Below are 15,949 nucleotides of genomic sequence, written 5' to 3' on the forward strand. Positions count from 1 at the left end.
CCTTGGGAGGGCGGCAGTCATACAGGGAGGAAGCAATGAAACTATTCAAGTCACTGTTGACCGCGACGGCAGTCGCTGCGGTATGCCTTGCCGGACCTGCGCAAGCGGAAGACAAGAGGATCGCACTGGTCGTGAAGGCCCTTGGCATCGGCTTTTTCGAAGCTGCTGCAAAGGGAGCGGAGGAAGCCGCCAAGGAATTGGGTGATGTTGAAATCATCTATACCGGTCCGACAGACACCACAGCGGAAGGTCAGATTGAAGTCATCAACGCGCTGATCGCCCAGAAAGTGGATGCAATCGCCATCTCCGCAAACGATCAGGATGCGCTGGTTCCCGCACTGAAGAAGGCCATGGATCGGGGTATCACCGTGATTTCCTGGGATTCCGGAGTTGCGCCGGAGGGACGCCAGCTTCATCTCAACCCGTCTTCAAATGAGTTGATCGGCAATATGATCATCAAGCTGGCTGCCGATCATTTGCCGGATGGAGGCGACGTCGCGGTGCTCTCGGCGTCTGCAACCGCCACGAACCAGAACATCTGGATCGAGGAAATGAACAAGGTCAAGGACAACTATCCCGGCATCAATGTCGTCGCCACCGTCTATGGGGACGATCTTGCCGACAAGTCCTACCGCGAAGCACAGGGCCTGATGCAGACCTATCCGGATCTCAAGGCAATCATTGCGCCGACGTCGGTCGGGATTGTTGCTGCAGCACAGGCTGTTTCAGACGCGGAGAAGGCCGGACAGATCAACGTAACCGGTCTCGGCTTACCGTCCGAGATGGCCGGTCACATCGATTCCGGCGCGTCCAAGTCCTTTGCGATCTGGAACCCCATTGATCTCGGATACTCCGCCACCATGCTTGCCTACAATCTTGCGACCGACAAGGCCGAGGCAAAGCCGGGCGGTGAAATTCCGATGGGTCGCATGGGGTCGTTGACCCTGAACGACAAGAACGAAGGCGCGATGGCCGATCCGTTCACATACGACAGTTCGAACATCAACGATTTCAAGGACATCTTCTAAGCTTGGCCCCGAGCCAGACTTGAAGGAATGGTCAAAAACCCGGTGCCTTGTGCACCGGGTTCTCCAACACAAACAATACCAGGTTCCAGGACATGGTCATGCTTGCGAATATGCAGGGCATAAGTGAAGTGCATTCGCAGTCAGGCGAAAAAATCGAGCCTCTCCTGTCATTGACGGGGATCTCCAAGTCCTTTCCTGGCGTCAAGGCACTGTCAGATGTTTCTCTGGAGCTCTATCCCGGGACGGTGACCGCGCTGGTTGGTGAAAACGGTGCCGGTAAATCGACTATTGTGAAGATCCTGACGGGTATCTACCAGCCGGACGAAGGCGAGATCTCGATTGATGGACAACCTGTCACCTTTTCAACCGCACAGGATGCGGGCGAGGCAGGTGTCACGGCCATTCATCAGGAAACAGTTCTGTTCGACGACCTGTCGGTTGCAGAGAATATATTCATCGGCCACGCTCCAAAAACCCGGTTCGGATTGATTGACCGCGCTGCGATGGCCGCAAGGGCACGAGCGTTGCTGGAGCGTGTCGGTGCGCAGATCGATCCCGCGGTCACGTTGAGAGACCTCGGCATTGCAAACAAACACCTCGTTGCAATTGCCCGTGCACTCTCGATTGACGCAAAAATCGTCATTATGGACGAACCGACCGCATCGCTGTCCCACAAGGAAATCGAAGAAACATACGAACTCGTTGAACGGTTGAGAGCGGAAGGAAAGGCTATCCTTTTCATCAGCCACAAGTTCGACGAAATTTTCCGTATCGCGGACCGCTACACCGTATTCAGGGATGGGCAGATGGTCGGCGCCGCCAGGATCGATGACGTCAATGAAAGGGAGCTGGTCAAACTGATGGTCGGCCGCTCCGTCGATACGGTCTTTCCAAACCGGTCGCCACAGCTTGGTGAAGAAGTCCTCAGGGTTGTCGGTTATTCACATCCCACGGAATTCGAGGACATCGGCTTCACGTTGCGAGAAGGGGAAATTCTCGGGTTTTATGGCCTCGTCGGCGCTGGTCGCAGTGAATTCATGCAGGCGTTGTTCGGTATCACCAGACCTTCCAAAGGGGCAATCCGGATTGACGATAAGATTGCAGTCATCCGCGATCCAAACGCGGCGATCAGTCATGGCATCGTCTACGTTCCAGAGGATCGCGGGACACAGGGAGCCATCAAGGGACTGCCGATTTTTCAGAACATTTCGCTGCCGTCGCTGAAGGAAACGTCAAAGAACGGTTTCCTGCGGTTGGCAGAGGAATTCAAACTCGCGAGAGATTACACGCAACGCCTAGACCTGCGAGCTGCAGCGCTTGACCAGGATATCGGCGAGCTATCCGGCGGCAACCAGCAAAAGGTCGTGATCGCAAAATGGCTGGCAACCAAGCCGCGCGTCATCATTCTCGATGAACCGACCAAAGGGATCGACATTGGTTCCAAGGCCGCAGTTCACGAATTTATGGCCGAACTGGCCGCCGAAGGTTTGGCGGTGATCATGGTGTCTTCCGAAATCCCTGAAGTTCTCGGAATGTCTGACCGTGTGATCGTCATGCGGGAAGGGCGCATTGCAGCCGAATTCAATCGTGAAGAGATGACCCCGGAACAGCTGGTTCGGGCTGCCGCCGGTATTACTGAGGTCCTGACATGACCTGGTCCGGCTGGAAATCCCGGGAGGTGATCCTTGCAGGTGCAATCATTCTTCTCGTCGGCATGATTGCATCAAGGTTCCCGGCTTTCATCGCGCCGTCCAACCTTGCCAACGTCTTCAACGACACTTCTCCCCTGATCATACTTGCGCTTGGGCAGATGGTGGTGATCGTAACCCGTTGTATCGACCTGTCCGTTGCCGCCAACCTCGCGTTGACCGGAATGGTGGTCGCGATGCTTAACACCGCCATGCCCGATTTGCCGGTTCCGGTCATACTTGCAATCGCGATCGGTCTTGGTTCCCTGATGGGGCTCATCAATGGGCTGCTTGTCTGGAAGCTGAGCATTCCGCCCATCGTCGTTACACTTGGTACCATGACAATTTATCGGGGGATCATCTTCCTGATTTCCGGAGGCGAGTGGATAAACGCGCACGAAATGAGCGATGCCTTCAAGGCTTTTCCCCGTGAGACCATTCTCGGATTGCCCCTGCTGTCCTGGATCGCGATCCTCGTTGTTCTGGCTTTTGTCGTTCTGGTGGGACGAACGGCTCTCGGCAGGGCTTTCTTCGCAGTTGGCGGCAATCCGCATGCCGCCGTCTATACGGGCATCAATGTCGGCCAGACACAATGTGCGGCCTACGTGATTTCCGGCGCTTTGGCGGGTTTGACCGGTTATCTCTGGGTGGCGCGTTACGCAGTGGCCTATGTCGACATTGCCGGTGGTTTTGAGCTGGAAGTCGTTGCGGCTTGTGTGATCGGTGGCATATCGATCGCCGGTGGTATCGGATCGGTCGGCGGAGCATTGCTTGGCGCACTGTTTCTCGGCATCGTCAAGAATGCTCTGCCAGTCATCAACATTTCGCCTTTCTGGCAACTCGCCATCTCCGGTAGCGCGATCATCATCGCCGTTGCCTTCAACGCTACGTCAAGCCGGTCCAAGGGCCGCGTGATTTTGAAAAAAGCGGAGCATGCAACATGAGTGTCACCGCAAACGAGACCGGCAGCATCGAGCGCCAGATTCCGGACCGGCTGAAGTCTCCGGCGCAACGCTTCCTGGCAAGTTGGGAACTGCTCCTGCTTGGTGTCGCGGTGGCGGTATTCACATTGAACAGTTTCGCGTCGCCCTATTTCCTCGATGCCTGGAATCTCTCCGACGCGACCTACAACTTCACCGAAAAAGCGATGATTGCCTTTGCGATGGCACTTCTGATCATTTCAGGTGAAATCGATCTCTCGGTCGCCTCGATCATCGCACTTGCTTCAACAGCAATGGGGTTTGCGGTTCAGATGGGAGCCGATACGTCGGTCCTGATCCTTGTCGGCGTTGGTGTCGGGCTTTTGTGCGGTGCCTTCAATGGCGTGCTCGTGACCGGCCTCGGGTTGCCGTCCATTGTGGTTACCATTGGTACCATGAGCCTGTTTCGCGGCATTTCCTACATCGTACTGGGTGACAAGGCCTACACGGGGTACCCGTCCAGCTTCGCATTCTTCGGACAAGGATATGTCTGGTGGGCGGTTTCGTTTGAATTCGTGCTGTTCGTCCTGTTCGCGATTTTCTTTGCCATTGTTCTGCACCGCACCAGTTTCGGCCGTCTCGTTTATGCAATCGGCAACAATCCGGTAGGTGCCTTGTTTTCCGGTATTCAGGTAGCGCGGGTCAAGTTTGTGTTGTTCCTGCTGACCGGGGCAATGTCCGGCGTGGCCGCGATCTGTCTCACGTCTCGCCTTGGCGCGACACGTCCTTCAATCGCCTTTGGCTGGGAGCTGGAAGTCGTGACCATGGTTGTGCTGGGTGGCGTCAGCATTCTTGGCGGCGCCGGATCAATCCCCGGAGTGGTGATAGCGGCCTTCGTTATGGGCATGGTCACGTTCGGTTTTGGTCTGTTGAACGTTCCAGGCATTGTCATGTCGATATTCATCGGATTGCTGTTGATTGCCGTCATAGCCCTGCCTCGTATCGCGCGACAGGTTCTTGCTCGAAGGAGGGGGTGATTTCATGGAAAAACTGGCCTTCAAGATGATCCTCAATCCTGGAATGGAAGCGGAATACAAGAAACGGCACGACGAAATCTGGCCCGAACTGGCCGCCCTGCTGAAGTCTGCCGGAATTCGTGACTATTCAATCCATCTCGACCGGGACACCAACATTCTGTTTGGGGTGTTGTGGCGTGAGGACGGGCACAAGATGGAGGACCTGCCGGAGCACCCTGTCATGCAGAAGTGGTGGGCACACATGTCGGACATCATGGCTTCCCAACCGGACAACAAGCCGGTGGTCAAGGAGCTTGAAACCGTCTTTCATCTGGATTGATATCAAATGGGCTCAATCCGGCATGTGGGTGTGATCGATATCGGCAAGACCAACGTCAAGGTCGCTGTGGTTGATCTGGAAAATCAGACCGAGATTACGGCTCTGAAACGAGCCAATACCATTGTCGCTGCCCCCCCTTATCCGCATTACGACATTGATGGCCATTGGAATTTCATTCTTGAGGCGCTTGCAAGTCTGTACAGCCGATATCCGTTTGACGCGATTGCGACTACAACACATGGCGCAAGCATCGTTCTCCTGGACGCAACGGGCAATCTCGCGACACCTGTTCTCGATTATGAGCACGATGGTCCTGACGCCCTGGCTGAACAATATGACGAGGTCCGACCGAGTTTTGCCGAGACCGGCTCACCACGGCTTTCTGTGGGATTGAACGTTGGTGCTCAGCTCCATTGGCTGCTTGAGACCGATCCTGCACTGGCAGAGCGTGTTGCCGTGATCACTACTTATCCGCAGTACTGGACCTATCGGCTGACCGGCAAGCTTGCCAACGAAGTGACTTCGCTTGGTTGCCACACGGACCTGTGGAATCCAGAACAGCACCGCTATTCTTCATTGGTCGAGCGACTTGGCCTGACAAGCAAGATGGCACCCGTTCGGAAGGCGGTTGATATTGCGGGGACCCTGTTGCCCGACGTCGCTGAAAGTGCCGGTCTGCCACCTGATCTGGTTGTCAGTTGCGGCATTCACGACTCGAATGCCTCGCTCCTGCCGCATCTTCTGCAACGCCAGGCGCCATTTTCCGTCGTATCGACCGGAACCTGGGTGATTGCTCTTGCTATTGGAGGCGAGGATGTCGTGCTTGATCCAGAGCGCGACACGTTGACGAACGTAAACGCATTCGGCGATCCTGTTCCTTCTGCACGTTTCATGGGCGGGCGGGAATTCGACACCGTCATGGAAGGACGTCCTGGTGTTGCGTCCGAAACTGAAGTCTTAAGTGTTCTTCAAAAGCAAATCATGCTCTTTCCGGCAATCGAGACACGATCCGGTCCCTATCAGGGCCGATTGGCTCGTTGGAGTATCGAGGAAGCCTCGCTGACCGATGGCGAGCGTTTTGCAGCCGTGTCCTGTTACCTGGCAATGATGACCACGGAGTGCCTGAGGATGATTGGAGCAAGTGGCCTTGTCATCGTCGAGGGGCCTTTTGCTCAAAACGCGCTTTATCTGGACATGCTTCGGGCTGCGACCGCGAGGGACGTCGAGGTTTCGCAAGGGGCATCGACTGGCACGAGTATCGGCGCTGCCTTGCTTGCTTGCCATGACAAGTCAGTTGCTGGAAAGAACTATTCTTCTTTAGAGGGAAAACGAGTGCCGGATCCATTGCTCAAAGCCTATGCCGATGCCTGGATCAGGCAGACGGTGAACTGAGACAGTTCAAATCGACGGCGATTACGATCGTTATTCGGTTCGAATACCCTGAAAGCTTTCCGGTTACGCGGACTTTCGCTCTCCTGTTCAAAAAGAGAAGGAACTGGAGCCAATGTGCCTCACCGGGATCAGCGAGAAGTGGCTCGCAAACGAGGACCGAATCCACTTTATGGTACACACGCTCGTCACACCAAGGTATCGCGTGTCATTACTGAATGATGATAAGCAAAATGGTGAACACGATTAGTTAAAATCAGTGTCGTATCGGGAATGTGTGAAAAAGAGAGTGTTTTATTACGGCACACCTGCTTCTGTTTGGGCCTGGTTTTGCGAAGCTCAATTTGAGAAATTTTTCAAAAAAACGCCCAAGCGTTTGAATTAAAACAAATAAAACGTTTACTTTACGTTAAGTATGATTTGGTCGGGGACTTGCAAGTGAACTTCCAGAACAAAGGCCTGGAGGAGAAACCTGATGTTGTCCAAAGCCGAATTGATGACCCCCGATCATGTTTCCGGGGTAATTGGTAATTCTCGTAGTGAAGATGTATTTCTATTTGATCTGACTGCCATCGTGCCGGGTACTTTTTGTCAGATCGATCATGATTTCGCCGACTACTTGCTTGAGTTCGCGCGCCTCAGGCCATGTTACCTGCTTGCCAGCGTCAGCTACAACGACCTGCTGTCTCGCCTGCCGTCCAGAGTCAGATTTGCTTTCAAGGGAATATTCGTTTCTTCAGGAGCAGAATTGTGGTGTGAGGACGAGGTTCTGGAACGGCGCGAACACCGTTTTTCAGACGATCTCTACGAGCACCTGGTCAAGGTTGTACAGAACAGCGGCTATCAGGAAAAAGTTGCGCCGTTGATCGAAAACGGACCGGCGACCCTGAGGGTTTGCCTTGCGGGTACGCAGGCCACGATCGGTCAATTGAAGGCCTACCTCAAGTGGGAAGAAGAGCATTGCGAGTTACCCAAAATCGTCAATGAACTCAAGGCAAAGTTTCCCGATCACGAGGTTTGTCAGGATTCAGGCTCCAGTCTTCTGATTTCACCCAATACCTTTTCATCTGCTCTAGTCCGCCAGCACATCACGACTGAACATGAGGGCGCACGTTTCATCGGTTACATGTCCAACCGGGCGGTGAACAGTTTTGCCAGGCCGTTGTGTGACGTCTTGTCGGGGGCGGATCTGTTGACGGAAGTCGGCGGACCGAGTGATCTCAGTCAGCTCATGAGCTACGATATCCGCCGAGCTTCTGCGCGTGACTTGTTGGCAGCTGAATAGCGGTTGCGACTTCGGACTTTGAACTGCCATTGTTGGTGACGCGGCTGGAAGAAAATTGCATTTCGGAGGATGCCGGGAAAAGCTGCACGCGTCGCAAATGAGTGCACAAGTGTGCCTGGACTGGAGCAACACCGGGGACATTTGTGCGCTTGGTCAGGACCGCGAGTATTGCCTGCATATTTTGTTCTTTTGAATTAGATGTTGATCGAAGCTCTTTCGTCAGTCGGTTTGATATTTCGCTTCAAACCGCGACGCTCCATCCGGTCAGATAAAGTGTCCACTCAATGACAACGGGAGAAGCAGTGGTTACTGCGGTTGCCGATCAGCGATCTTGGGACGCATGCTGTCCTGTACATGCCGAGGCTTTATCGCGAAACCGGTGTCAACAGCATCTGGGGAGCCTCTGGCCGAATCTGATTTCTGTACGATTTTCGATAACGCAACGCCGGTTTCCAGTTTGACACGGGACCCTTTCACCAAACTTGTCTTTTTGAGCAAATTGATTTGTGATGAACGGCAAAGCGGTAAACAAGGGGAGGCGCGTTACCCATGGACAGCTGGGTTGCACAGGCCGTGGGCAGGATAAACGCGGATTCCCACAGATCCGCCGATACGCACCTTTTCAATCTCCGGGTCCCTCGGCTCGAAGGCATTGATATATACCTGAAGGACGAAAGCACTCATCCGACCGGAAGCCTGAAGCATAGGCTGGCCCGCTCCCTGTTTCTTTATGCGCTTTGCAACGGCAAGATCAGGGAAGGCACAACGATCGTCGAAGCGTCGTCGGGCAGTACAGCAGTATCTGAAGCCTATTTTGCCAGGATGATCGGCGTTCCCTTCATTGCGGTCGTTCCGGAAAGCACGGCCCACAGCAAGATCAGGTTGATCGAACTTTACGGCGGCAAGATCCATTTTGTCGGATCGGCGCCGGAAATGCATGACGCATCGATCGAGCTGGCACAGTCGATTGATGGTTATTTCATGGATCAGTTCACCTATGCGGAGAGAGCGACAGACTGGCGCGGCAACAACAACATTGCAGAGAGCATTTTCCGGCAGATGGATTTCGAACCGCATCCGGTGCCCAGGCGGATCGTCATGAGTGCGGGAACAGGGGGTACATCGGCAACGCTTGGGCGTTACATTCGCTACAATAGCTACGAAACGGAATTGACGGTCGTCGATCCGGAAAATTCGGTTTTTTACGACAGTTATAAAACTGGCGACGGGTCGCTCGTTTCAGGCAAGTCGAGCCGGATCGAAGGTATCGGCAGGCCGCAAGTGGAGAAGTCATTCCAGCCGGGTGTCATTGATGACATGATCAAGGTGCCGGATGCTGCCAGCGTTGCAACAATTCTCTGGCTGGAACAGATCATCGGCCGTAAGGCAGGGGCGTCGACCGGTACGAACCTCTGGGGTGTCATGCAGGTGGCAGGCGAAATGATGGAAAAGGGCGAACGCGGCTCGCTCGTAACGTTGATGTGTGACAGCGGCGAACGGTATCTCGACAGCTATTACGACCCGGCATGGGTGCGCACGCATATTGGTGATGTCAGCGCTTATGCAGAACAATTGGCCCGCTGGAACTGACGGAAGTATTCAGGAAATTCAATTGAATGATGTAATTCGGCAATGAGCCGGGACAATGTCTCTTTGTCTGATTGCCGCCAAAATCAATGCGGAGTTTGAGATATCATCTAGCGGTCGAAGGCCTGAAGGAGGAGTGACATGACATTCAAAAACTCGTCCCGTCTTTCGTGAGGCAATTCGTTCACGTTTGAAACGTGGTAGTCGAGCGTGAGGATCATGTCCCACATCTCGGTCAGGTTGGCCGCGTCGACCGCCGTCTTGAGCTTGACCGATGACATTGTGGCCGGGGTGACGTGCTCGGGTACATACGCCCCCAAAGACTTGTGAAATGTATGATGCATATGTCCCGCTCTTGTTTTGATTGTTATGTCTTTTCAAGCCTTGCCGGCAGGCGCTCAGTTTTTGTGTGATCGTGTCCCATCACGATCGACGCCATTGCTCCGGCTTCCCGCTAAAGTAGCTATTAACACAATATGCATGCAGGTGTCATCTCAACAGCTCGTCATTGTCAGGAAAGAGTGGAAAGAAAACAAGACCCGGTTTGTGGACACAAGAAAGGCTCTCGGAGCGTTGAACCGCAAGATCGGTGTTGACTTCCGGGCAAAAGGTGGGAAAAAGCTTTTTCAGCAGATGAGACTCTGACGAACCGATTTGAGGCATTGTCATATGGTTGCGCGCATCTATCGTCCGGCAAAAACCGCTATGCAGTCCGGCAAGGCGAAAACCCATCGATGGGTTCTGGACTACGAGCCGGAAGTTGCAAAGTCTGTCGAGCCGCTGATGGGCTATACCTCATCTTCGGATATGAAACAGCAGGTCCGGCTGTACTTCGATACGCAGGAAGAAGCCGTCGCTTATGCCAGACGCCACGGCATCGCGCACCGGGTCGAAAAAGCACAGGAGCGAAAGGTTCGCGGCGCTGCTTATGCAGACAATTTCAAGTTCAACCGGGTCGCGCCCTGGACGCATTGACTTAACCGAACTGCCCGGAACGTGACGCTGTTGGCAATCAGATCCGGAATGCCTGTTGAAACCTCGAAACACGGATCGACAGAGACGCAAAAAGTATTCTAAGGCATGTCGCAACGTTTTTAGGGCTGCCGCACAATCAGGCCCCGTAGCTCAGCTGGATAGAGCACTCGCCTTCTAAGCGAATGGTCACAGGTTCGAATCCTGTCGGGGTCGCCATTTTTCAAAAAAATCATAATATGTAATTACAAACAATGACTTGGAAATTTGGGGCGTGGCGGAATTCAGCCCAGTCGGTGTTTATGTTTCAGTGGAATTTTACAACCCGGAAAGGGTTCGCACGATTCGCGCAGCTGACGACGAAACGTGCTTTCCGAAGAATTGAGAAGAAAGTTGTTTCGGTTGGGGGCGAGCTACTTAAAATGAATACGCCCGCATGCGGATCCGTAGCGGGCATCTGCGCTGCCGCAGCGCACTAACGGTTCGTCCGTAGTGCGGATCATTGCACAGAGCGCAGCGAAATTAGCCTAAAGTGACAGCTTTCGGCAATGCAGCTATTGTCCATTCCGACACCGCCTTGAAGTGTCTTGTGTTTGCCCTGTTAATCTGAAGTTGGCGGCTGCTCTGGAAACAGTACGAGAGCTTGAGATGTCTAGAAAAGTTGAATACTCGACACCAACGAATACGATGCGGCCTATAGGTCCATACAGCCACATCGCAAAAGTCGGCGAATTCATAACAATTGGTGCGACGGCAGGTGTGGACCCAACAACAGGAAAATTGATTGGGCCAGATATTGCGTCACAAACGCTACAGATATTGGATGCGTTTGAGGTCATGTTAGCTTCTGTCGGATCAGATCTTTCTCATGTCATCCATGTCAATGTCTACATGAAGGACATGAAAGATTTCGACGAGATGAATGCTGCATATGAGAGCAAAATGGGCGCGCGGAAACCAGCACGTACGGCGGTCGCTGTTATAGACGTACCAAAAGAGAATGCACTGCTTACAATGAACTTGACGGCAGTTGTAGCAGGATAAATCTGCGTTCGAAGCGGACCTTCGAAGCCCGATCCGAATTGGCAGCAATGTCCGAGTTTCCTTCCTACCCGGTCGATTGATTAGCCTCGGAAAATTTGCTGGACGCTGTCATCTGCTCTCAAATGTTGCAATAGGCGCTATATGTATCGCTCGAGCGTGAAGTATCTTTTTTGTGTGCGGCAGGCATCAAAAATTCTATCGGTATTTCAATGATGACTTTCAGTGATCGTTCAGGGGGGCGGGGCGCCATTTGATTGGTTTTCAGCCTGAAGACCAAGGTTACAGATTGTGCCGGAGACACCTGGTTCAATTCCGCCTCGAATGGATCGTCGACCAATCGCATCGGGGCGTGATAATTTTTGTGAACTCAAGAGCAACGGATGCCCGAAACGGATCCTGATTTGATCACTCGGTGGATTCGCGTTCACTCAGAATGCGATCGACCAATCCCCACTTCATCGCTTCTTGCGGCGTCATGAAACGGTCCCTGTCCATCGCGAATTCGAACTCCTCGTATGTTCGATGGCAGTGTTCGGCGTAAAGACGGGTCATGTGCTGCTTGGTACGCAGGATTTCCTCGGCATGGATCGCCATGTCCGACGCCTGGCCCTGGAAGCCCCCAGACGGCTGGTGGATGAGAATACTGGCATTGGGCAGTATCGCACGCTCGCCCGGCTCGCCAGCCATAAGGAGGAACGATCCCATCGACCTGGCCGTCCCCATGCACAGTGTATGAACCGGTGCCTTGATGTAGCGCATGGTGTCATACATCGCAAAGCCGCTGGTGACCACGCCTCCGGGCGAATTGATGTAGAGCTGGATGGGGCGCGTTGAACTGTCCGCCTCAAGAAACAGCAATTGTGCGCACACAAGCGCCGAAACCGTGTCATTCACCTCACCGTTCAGGAATATGATCCGCTCTCGAAGAAGGCGGGAATAGATATCGAAAGAGCGCTCCCCGCGGTTGGATTGTTCCACGACCATCGGGACGAGTTGCATCGCTTCGCGCATGGGCGAACTCCTGTGTTTTGAAGATGTGGACTTCGGAACGAAAGTCAGGCGGCTTGCATCAAGACAGGTTCGTTGCTGTTCGCAGCCCCTGGCATTGGCGAAACAAGACGACTATCGATGAGGCGATGCGTAACCCTGAGGACTGTCCCGCCGTTCCCTTGGGGCGTGAGCTGAAATGTCACGACGCTTTCCAGATGGGGCGGATCGCTGTCCCTCATTCGGAAGCAGATTTGCTCACCCGTCACTTCAGCCATGGGTTCTACCGCCGCAAGGTCGCTCCCGGGCAACCATCTCTCTCTGTATTCCTGGATGGTAAGTGCCCGCCATATCTTCTCCGGTGGCGCTTCAAGTTCGTATTCCAGAACCATGCCCACGGTTTCTTCATCATCGATGACAGGTGTTGAAGCCCTGGCGTCAGTCTGTCTTTTGCTCATTGATCCATGTCCTTCAGCAGGTCTTTCAAGGCGTCGATACGCGCTGGCCAGTAGGCGCGATACTTCGCCAGCCAGTTCGCAATCATTGCCAGCCCGTCGGGATCGACCTCGTAATTCACGAACCGGCCGCTCCGTTCCTGCCGCACAAGCTTTGCGTTGCACAGGATGGCAAGATGCTGTGACATTGCGGGCTGACTGATCTCCACTCCGTCGCGCAATGAACTTGCGTTCATGCTGCCGGAGGCGAGTTTTTCGAAGATCATGCGCCGTGTCGGATCTGCCAGGGCCTTGAATATGTCGTTTTCCATCATGCCAATACATAAGCATACACTTATGTGATTCGCAATGCCTTTGAATTTTGAACTTTGCCGGCTGAAAACGTGACGCTGTGGGCGTTGGGAGTTGGGAGTAGGCAGAAACCATCTTCGGAGAAAACCGGAAAAAGGAACACCAGCACTCGTCTGCTGGCAACCAATCATTGCGTTGGACCTGATCATCCACGTAACGCTTCAAACCTCTGAATTCACGCGCTTTCTCACTGTCTCGATCGATTTGTTGACCAGGCCCGGTAGGCGCACTAGCCTTTTTGCAATGGTCCTTCATAAGGAAGGCAAACCCGTGGATGGGCACCAATGTATTTCTCTTGTCTCAGAGCATCACTGGCATTGACCATCATGGCATCGCTGACTTTGTCAGCCGGTTCGGCGTCGTTGGCGCAAACTGCCTTTGAGGCAAAACCACCCGTCGCACCGGAAGAGGGAGGCCCGAGACGATGGGTTGTTGTCGGGGCGGATGTGCAATTGCAGTCCAAACCGTCAAGCGCTGCCGAGGTGATTAGGCTCCTTGAGAAAGGAGAAGTTCTTTCCAACGATGGATGTCAGGAGGCGGGCCACCAGATCTGGTGCAATGTGCGTTCATTCCGCGGAGGTCGCGGAGGTTTCGTCGGATTTCAGAACCTTCAGCCGGCGAGGGGGCCAGACGGTATCGTGCCAATGGGCGTTGATGACAGCAGGCGCCGCGCAGGAAAGCGCGATTTTGACGCGAAAAGCAAGATTGCGTGCGCTCAAGAGCGTGGTCAGGCATTGGGATCTTGCGAGGCCGCGACAGCACAGAGCGACGGCGGCGACGCGGCGGTGGTCGTGACGTTTCCAAACGGCTTCCAGAGAAAACTCTACTTCATTCACGGAGAATTCGTGCGGGCCAGTGCGACCATGTCGGGCGTGGGCACCGATTTTGCCTGGAACCTGACAGACGATCTTTATTCCATTCGCGTTGACGATCAGCGTTTCGAGCTGCCAATTCGGCTGGTTTTCGAGGACTGATGGGGTCCATAGATCGGTTGCGCCACTACAAGGTGGCGCAACCGGGGTCTCTGGTCAGGGCGTCAATTTGTGGATCATGCCCTCGTCAATCGCCGCATAAAGGCTTCCATCAGGCCCAACCACGAGCGAGCGGAACCGGCCAGCTTCCATTGGCAACGTCATTTCCGTCACGTCTATGACTTCGGTGCCGTCGTCCGTAAGCTGGAGGACGTCGATACGTTGACCCAGTGGTGTGCCGCCGAAGCCGATCCCCATGAGACCGACCACCATGGCGCCATCCCAGTCACCCCATGTGTCACCTTCAAGAAAGGCTGCAGAAGATGTGCCTTGCGACCAGCCATTGTTGTTCCAGATGGGCGGCATGGCGCTCGGATAGGTCTCGAAATCGGTCATGGGCATCCAGGATGCACGCGCGAACCTGTTTTCACCAACCATTTGATTTGGGCTGTAGCCGCAGTAGTTGTCCGGACAATCGCCACGTCCGGCCATGTTCGGCCTTGGATCCCAGCCAGCGTTACCGCCATTCCTGAGAACGGTGATCTCGTCCGAGTGCCATGGTCCGTGTTCAGCGGCAATCGGCGTGCCTGTTCCCGGATGGAATGCAATGCCCTGGACGTTTCTGTGCCCATAGGTGTAGGTCCGCTTGTCGAAACCGACCGGCGGCGTATTTTCGGGTGCAGCGGTTCCGTCCGTATCGATCCGCAGCACTTTGCTGCCCATCATTGTCGGGCTCTGCGGTACCTGACCGTTGTGCGTGTCGCCGGTCGTCAGATAGAGGTAACCGTCACCCGGGTTGAAACGCACCCTCCCGCCATTATGAGCTCCCGGGCCACCGAACGGATGGTCTGAGGCTTTCATCTTGTACGGGACGTCGTCAACAATATCGGTCCGCCCTGACACATTGGAGAAATCGTCACTGACCTCCAGGCGCATCAACCTGTTGGTGTGGGGTGTAGACATGTTGGACGTCGAGTAAACGTAAATTCGCCGGTTGTTGGCGAAATTCGGATCTATCGCGACACCCATCATTCCGGCTTGACCTTCACAGAAAAGGTCGTCGGCCGTAGAAGCAAATCCTTCGGATCCACCCATGCCGAGAAGTGCTTTGGTCTCACCTGAAGGCAACAGGACGGACAGCCCCTTGCACTTTTCGGTATAGAACATTGTTCCATCGTCCAAGAACGCCATGTCCCAGGGGTTTTCGAGATCTTCCAGCACAAGAGTATGTTTGAGGCTGGTGGTATTTTGTGCAAATACCGGCGCAGAGAAGACTGTAGCGCCCAACAGGAGCGTCACAAGACTGGTAGCATTTCCAATTTTCATTGAATCCTCCCTTTTTGTATGTCGTGCGTGCGGTTGGTCGAATGTTCCGTCCTGCACACTTTCGACGCGAAAGAGGTTAGGCCTTTAAGGCGATCGGATCAAATAAATTAACCTAACGTAAGTATTGGCCGAATTGGCGGTAATTCGCCGTTTTTGACAAGGTCACTCGAAGGTGGTGACGATAAACGTTACGATATTGGATATGTCTTCGTCGGAGAGTTTTTTGGCGCGCGGTGCCATCAATGGCGTGTTCGGGCCGAATTTCTCGCCGGCACGGTATCTCTCAAGCCGATCGACAAGGTATTCGGCAGGGTGTCCGACGAGTTTGGGGTAGCTGGCAAGCCCCTTTGCCGTCGGTCCGTGGCATGCTCTGCAGTTCTTTTTGTAAAGCGATTTGCCTACTTCAACATCTTGAGCTGCCGCCTGAGACGTTCCGAGTAAGATCGTCAACCAGATCACGATGATTGAACCAGTTTTCATGTCGTGTCTCTCCCAAATCACAACGAGATGCGGTAGTCTGAACGAAGGCAAAAATATCAAGAATTCCCAAACCGGCGGAGACATCAAGTCCACAATGTTCGCAGCAGAGT

17 protein-coding genes and 1 tRNA gene are annotated in these 15,949 nt (G+C 54.0%); 12 read left to right on the forward strand and 6 right to left on the reverse strand.

The features are described from left to right. The first annotated feature begins 35 nt into the window (after nucleotides 1–35). From rhaS to LA5095_RS28715, 8 genes are all read left to right on the forward strand, one after another. Nucleotides 36–1,028, forward strand: coding sequence for a rhamnose ABC transporter substrate-binding protein (gene rhaS / locus LA5095_RS28680; protein ID WP_055121241.1), 993 nt, complete (start codon nucleotides 36–38; stop codon nucleotides 1,026–1,028). Nucleotides 1,029–1,138: 110 nt separating this feature from the next. Beyond that, nucleotides 1,139–2,680 carry a sugar ABC transporter ATP-binding protein gene (locus LA5095_RS28685; protein ID WP_055391472.1) on the forward strand — a complete coding sequence of 514 codons (1,542 nt, stop codon included), beginning with the start codon at nucleotides 1,139–1,141 and terminating at the stop codon, nucleotides 2,678–2,680. Then, a complete protein-coding gene (locus LA5095_RS28690) occupies nucleotides 2,677–3,660 on the forward strand; it encodes an ABC transporter permease (RefSeq protein ID WP_055121242.1) in 984 nt (327 codons plus the stop codon). Before LA5095_RS28685 ends, LA5095_RS28690 begins: the two co-directional genes overlap by 4 nt. Continuing rightward, entirely contained in the window at nucleotides 3,657–4,673 is a 1,017-nt protein-coding gene (locus LA5095_RS28695) for an ABC transporter permease (protein WP_055121243.1), read from the forward strand. The genes LA5095_RS28690 and LA5095_RS28695 overlap by 4 nt, the downstream gene beginning before the upstream one ends. Nucleotides 4,674–4,677: 4 nt before the next feature. Next, nucleotides 4,678–4,992, forward strand: coding sequence for an L-rhamnose mutarotase (rhaM, locus tag LA5095_RS28700; protein ID WP_055121244.1), 315 nt, complete (start codon nucleotides 4,678–4,680; stop codon nucleotides 4,990–4,992). 6 nt (nucleotides 4,993–4,998) lie between these two features. After that, the gene (locus LA5095_RS28705; RefSeq protein ID WP_055121245.1) at nucleotides 4,999–6,384 is read left to right on the forward strand and encodes an FGGY-family carbohydrate kinase; all 1,386 of its coding nucleotides are present in this window, start codon (nucleotides 4,999–5,001) and stop codon (nucleotides 6,382–6,384) included. A gap of 472 nt (nucleotides 6,385–6,856) precedes the next feature. Further along, entirely contained in the window at nucleotides 6,857–7,666 is an 810-nt protein-coding gene (locus LA5095_RS28710; protein ID WP_055121246.1) for a hypothetical protein, read from the forward strand. 549 nt (nucleotides 7,667–8,215) lie between these two features. After that, on the forward strand, nucleotides 8,216–9,256 hold the full coding sequence (locus LA5095_RS28715; protein WP_055121247.1) for a PLP-dependent cysteine synthase family protein: 1,041 nt from the start codon (nucleotides 8,216–8,218) through the stop codon (nucleotides 9,254–9,256). Between the two features lie 107 nt (nucleotides 9,257–9,363). Here the strand turns inward: LA5095_RS28715 and LA5095_RS32540 are convergent, their stop codons facing one another. Continuing rightward, nucleotides 9,364–9,597, reverse strand: a complete 234-nt coding sequence (locus tag LA5095_RS32540; protein ID WP_055404486.1) for a hypothetical protein — start codon at nucleotides 9,595–9,597, stop codon at nucleotides 9,364–9,366. A 325-nt stretch (nucleotides 9,598–9,922) separates the two neighbouring features. Here LA5095_RS32540 and LA5095_RS28725 point away from each other — a divergent pair, with 325 nt between their 5' ends. From LA5095_RS28725 to LA5095_RS28735, 3 genes are all read left to right on the forward strand, one after another. Then, nucleotides 9,923–10,228: an ETC complex I subunit gene (locus tag LA5095_RS28725; RefSeq protein ID WP_055121249.1), complete on the forward strand. Its 306-nt coding sequence runs from the start codon at nucleotides 9,923–9,925 to the stop codon at nucleotides 10,226–10,228. Between the two features lie 139 nt (nucleotides 10,229–10,367). Then, nucleotides 10,368–10,444, forward strand: a tRNA-Arg gene (locus tag LA5095_RS28730). Nucleotides 10,445–10,873: 429 nt separating this feature from the next. Then, entirely contained in the window at nucleotides 10,874–11,269 is a 396-nt protein-coding gene (locus LA5095_RS28735) for a RidA family protein (RefSeq protein ID WP_055391473.1), read from the forward strand. 405 nt (nucleotides 11,270–11,674) lie between these two features. Here LA5095_RS28735 and LA5095_RS28745 read toward each other — a convergent pair whose 3' ends face one another. From LA5095_RS28745 to LA5095_RS28755, 3 genes are read right to left on the reverse strand one after another with little or no spacing between them, the layout of a single operon-like run. Further along, entirely contained in the window at nucleotides 11,675–12,280 is a 606-nt protein-coding gene (locus LA5095_RS28745) for an ATP-dependent Clp protease proteolytic subunit (protein ID WP_055121251.1), read from the reverse strand. 44 nt (nucleotides 12,281–12,324) lie between these two features. After that, nucleotides 12,325–12,714 carry an SRPBCC family protein gene (locus LA5095_RS28750; protein ID WP_199485855.1) on the reverse strand — a complete coding sequence of 130 codons (390 nt, stop codon included), beginning with the start codon at nucleotides 12,712–12,714 and terminating at the stop codon, nucleotides 12,325–12,327. Beyond that, a complete protein-coding gene (locus LA5095_RS28755; protein ID WP_055121252.1) occupies nucleotides 12,711–13,025 on the reverse strand; it encodes an ArsR/SmtB family transcription factor in 315 nt (104 codons plus the stop codon). The genes LA5095_RS28750 and LA5095_RS28755 overlap by 4 nt, the downstream gene beginning before the upstream one ends. A gap of 321 nt (nucleotides 13,026–13,346) precedes the next feature. On the opposite strand from LA5095_RS28755, the gene LA5095_RS28760 reads away from it, so the two are divergent. Further along, a complete protein-coding gene (locus LA5095_RS28760; protein ID WP_144436202.1) occupies nucleotides 13,347–14,036 on the forward strand; it encodes a hypothetical protein in 690 nt (229 codons plus the stop codon). A gap of 54 nt (nucleotides 14,037–14,090) precedes the next feature. Here the strand turns inward: LA5095_RS28760 and LA5095_RS28765 are convergent, their stop codons facing one another. Both LA5095_RS28765 and LA5095_RS28770 read right to left on the reverse strand, forming a co-directional pair. After that, a complete protein-coding gene (locus LA5095_RS28765; RefSeq protein ID WP_055121254.1) occupies nucleotides 14,091–15,359 on the reverse strand; it encodes a PQQ-dependent sugar dehydrogenase in 1,269 nt (422 codons plus the stop codon). A gap of 162 nt (nucleotides 15,360–15,521) precedes the next feature. Then, nucleotides 15,522–15,839 carry a c-type cytochrome gene (locus LA5095_RS28770; RefSeq protein ID WP_055391475.1) on the reverse strand — a complete coding sequence of 106 codons (318 nt, stop codon included), beginning with the start codon at nucleotides 15,837–15,839 and terminating at the stop codon, nucleotides 15,522–15,524. Nucleotides 15,840–15,949: the final 110 nt, after the last annotated feature.

Origin of the sequence: Roseibium album (genome assembly GCF_001404515.1) — a bacterium.
Taxonomy (GTDB): Bacteria; Pseudomonadota; Alphaproteobacteria; order Rhizobiales; family Stappiaceae; genus Roseibium; species Roseibium album.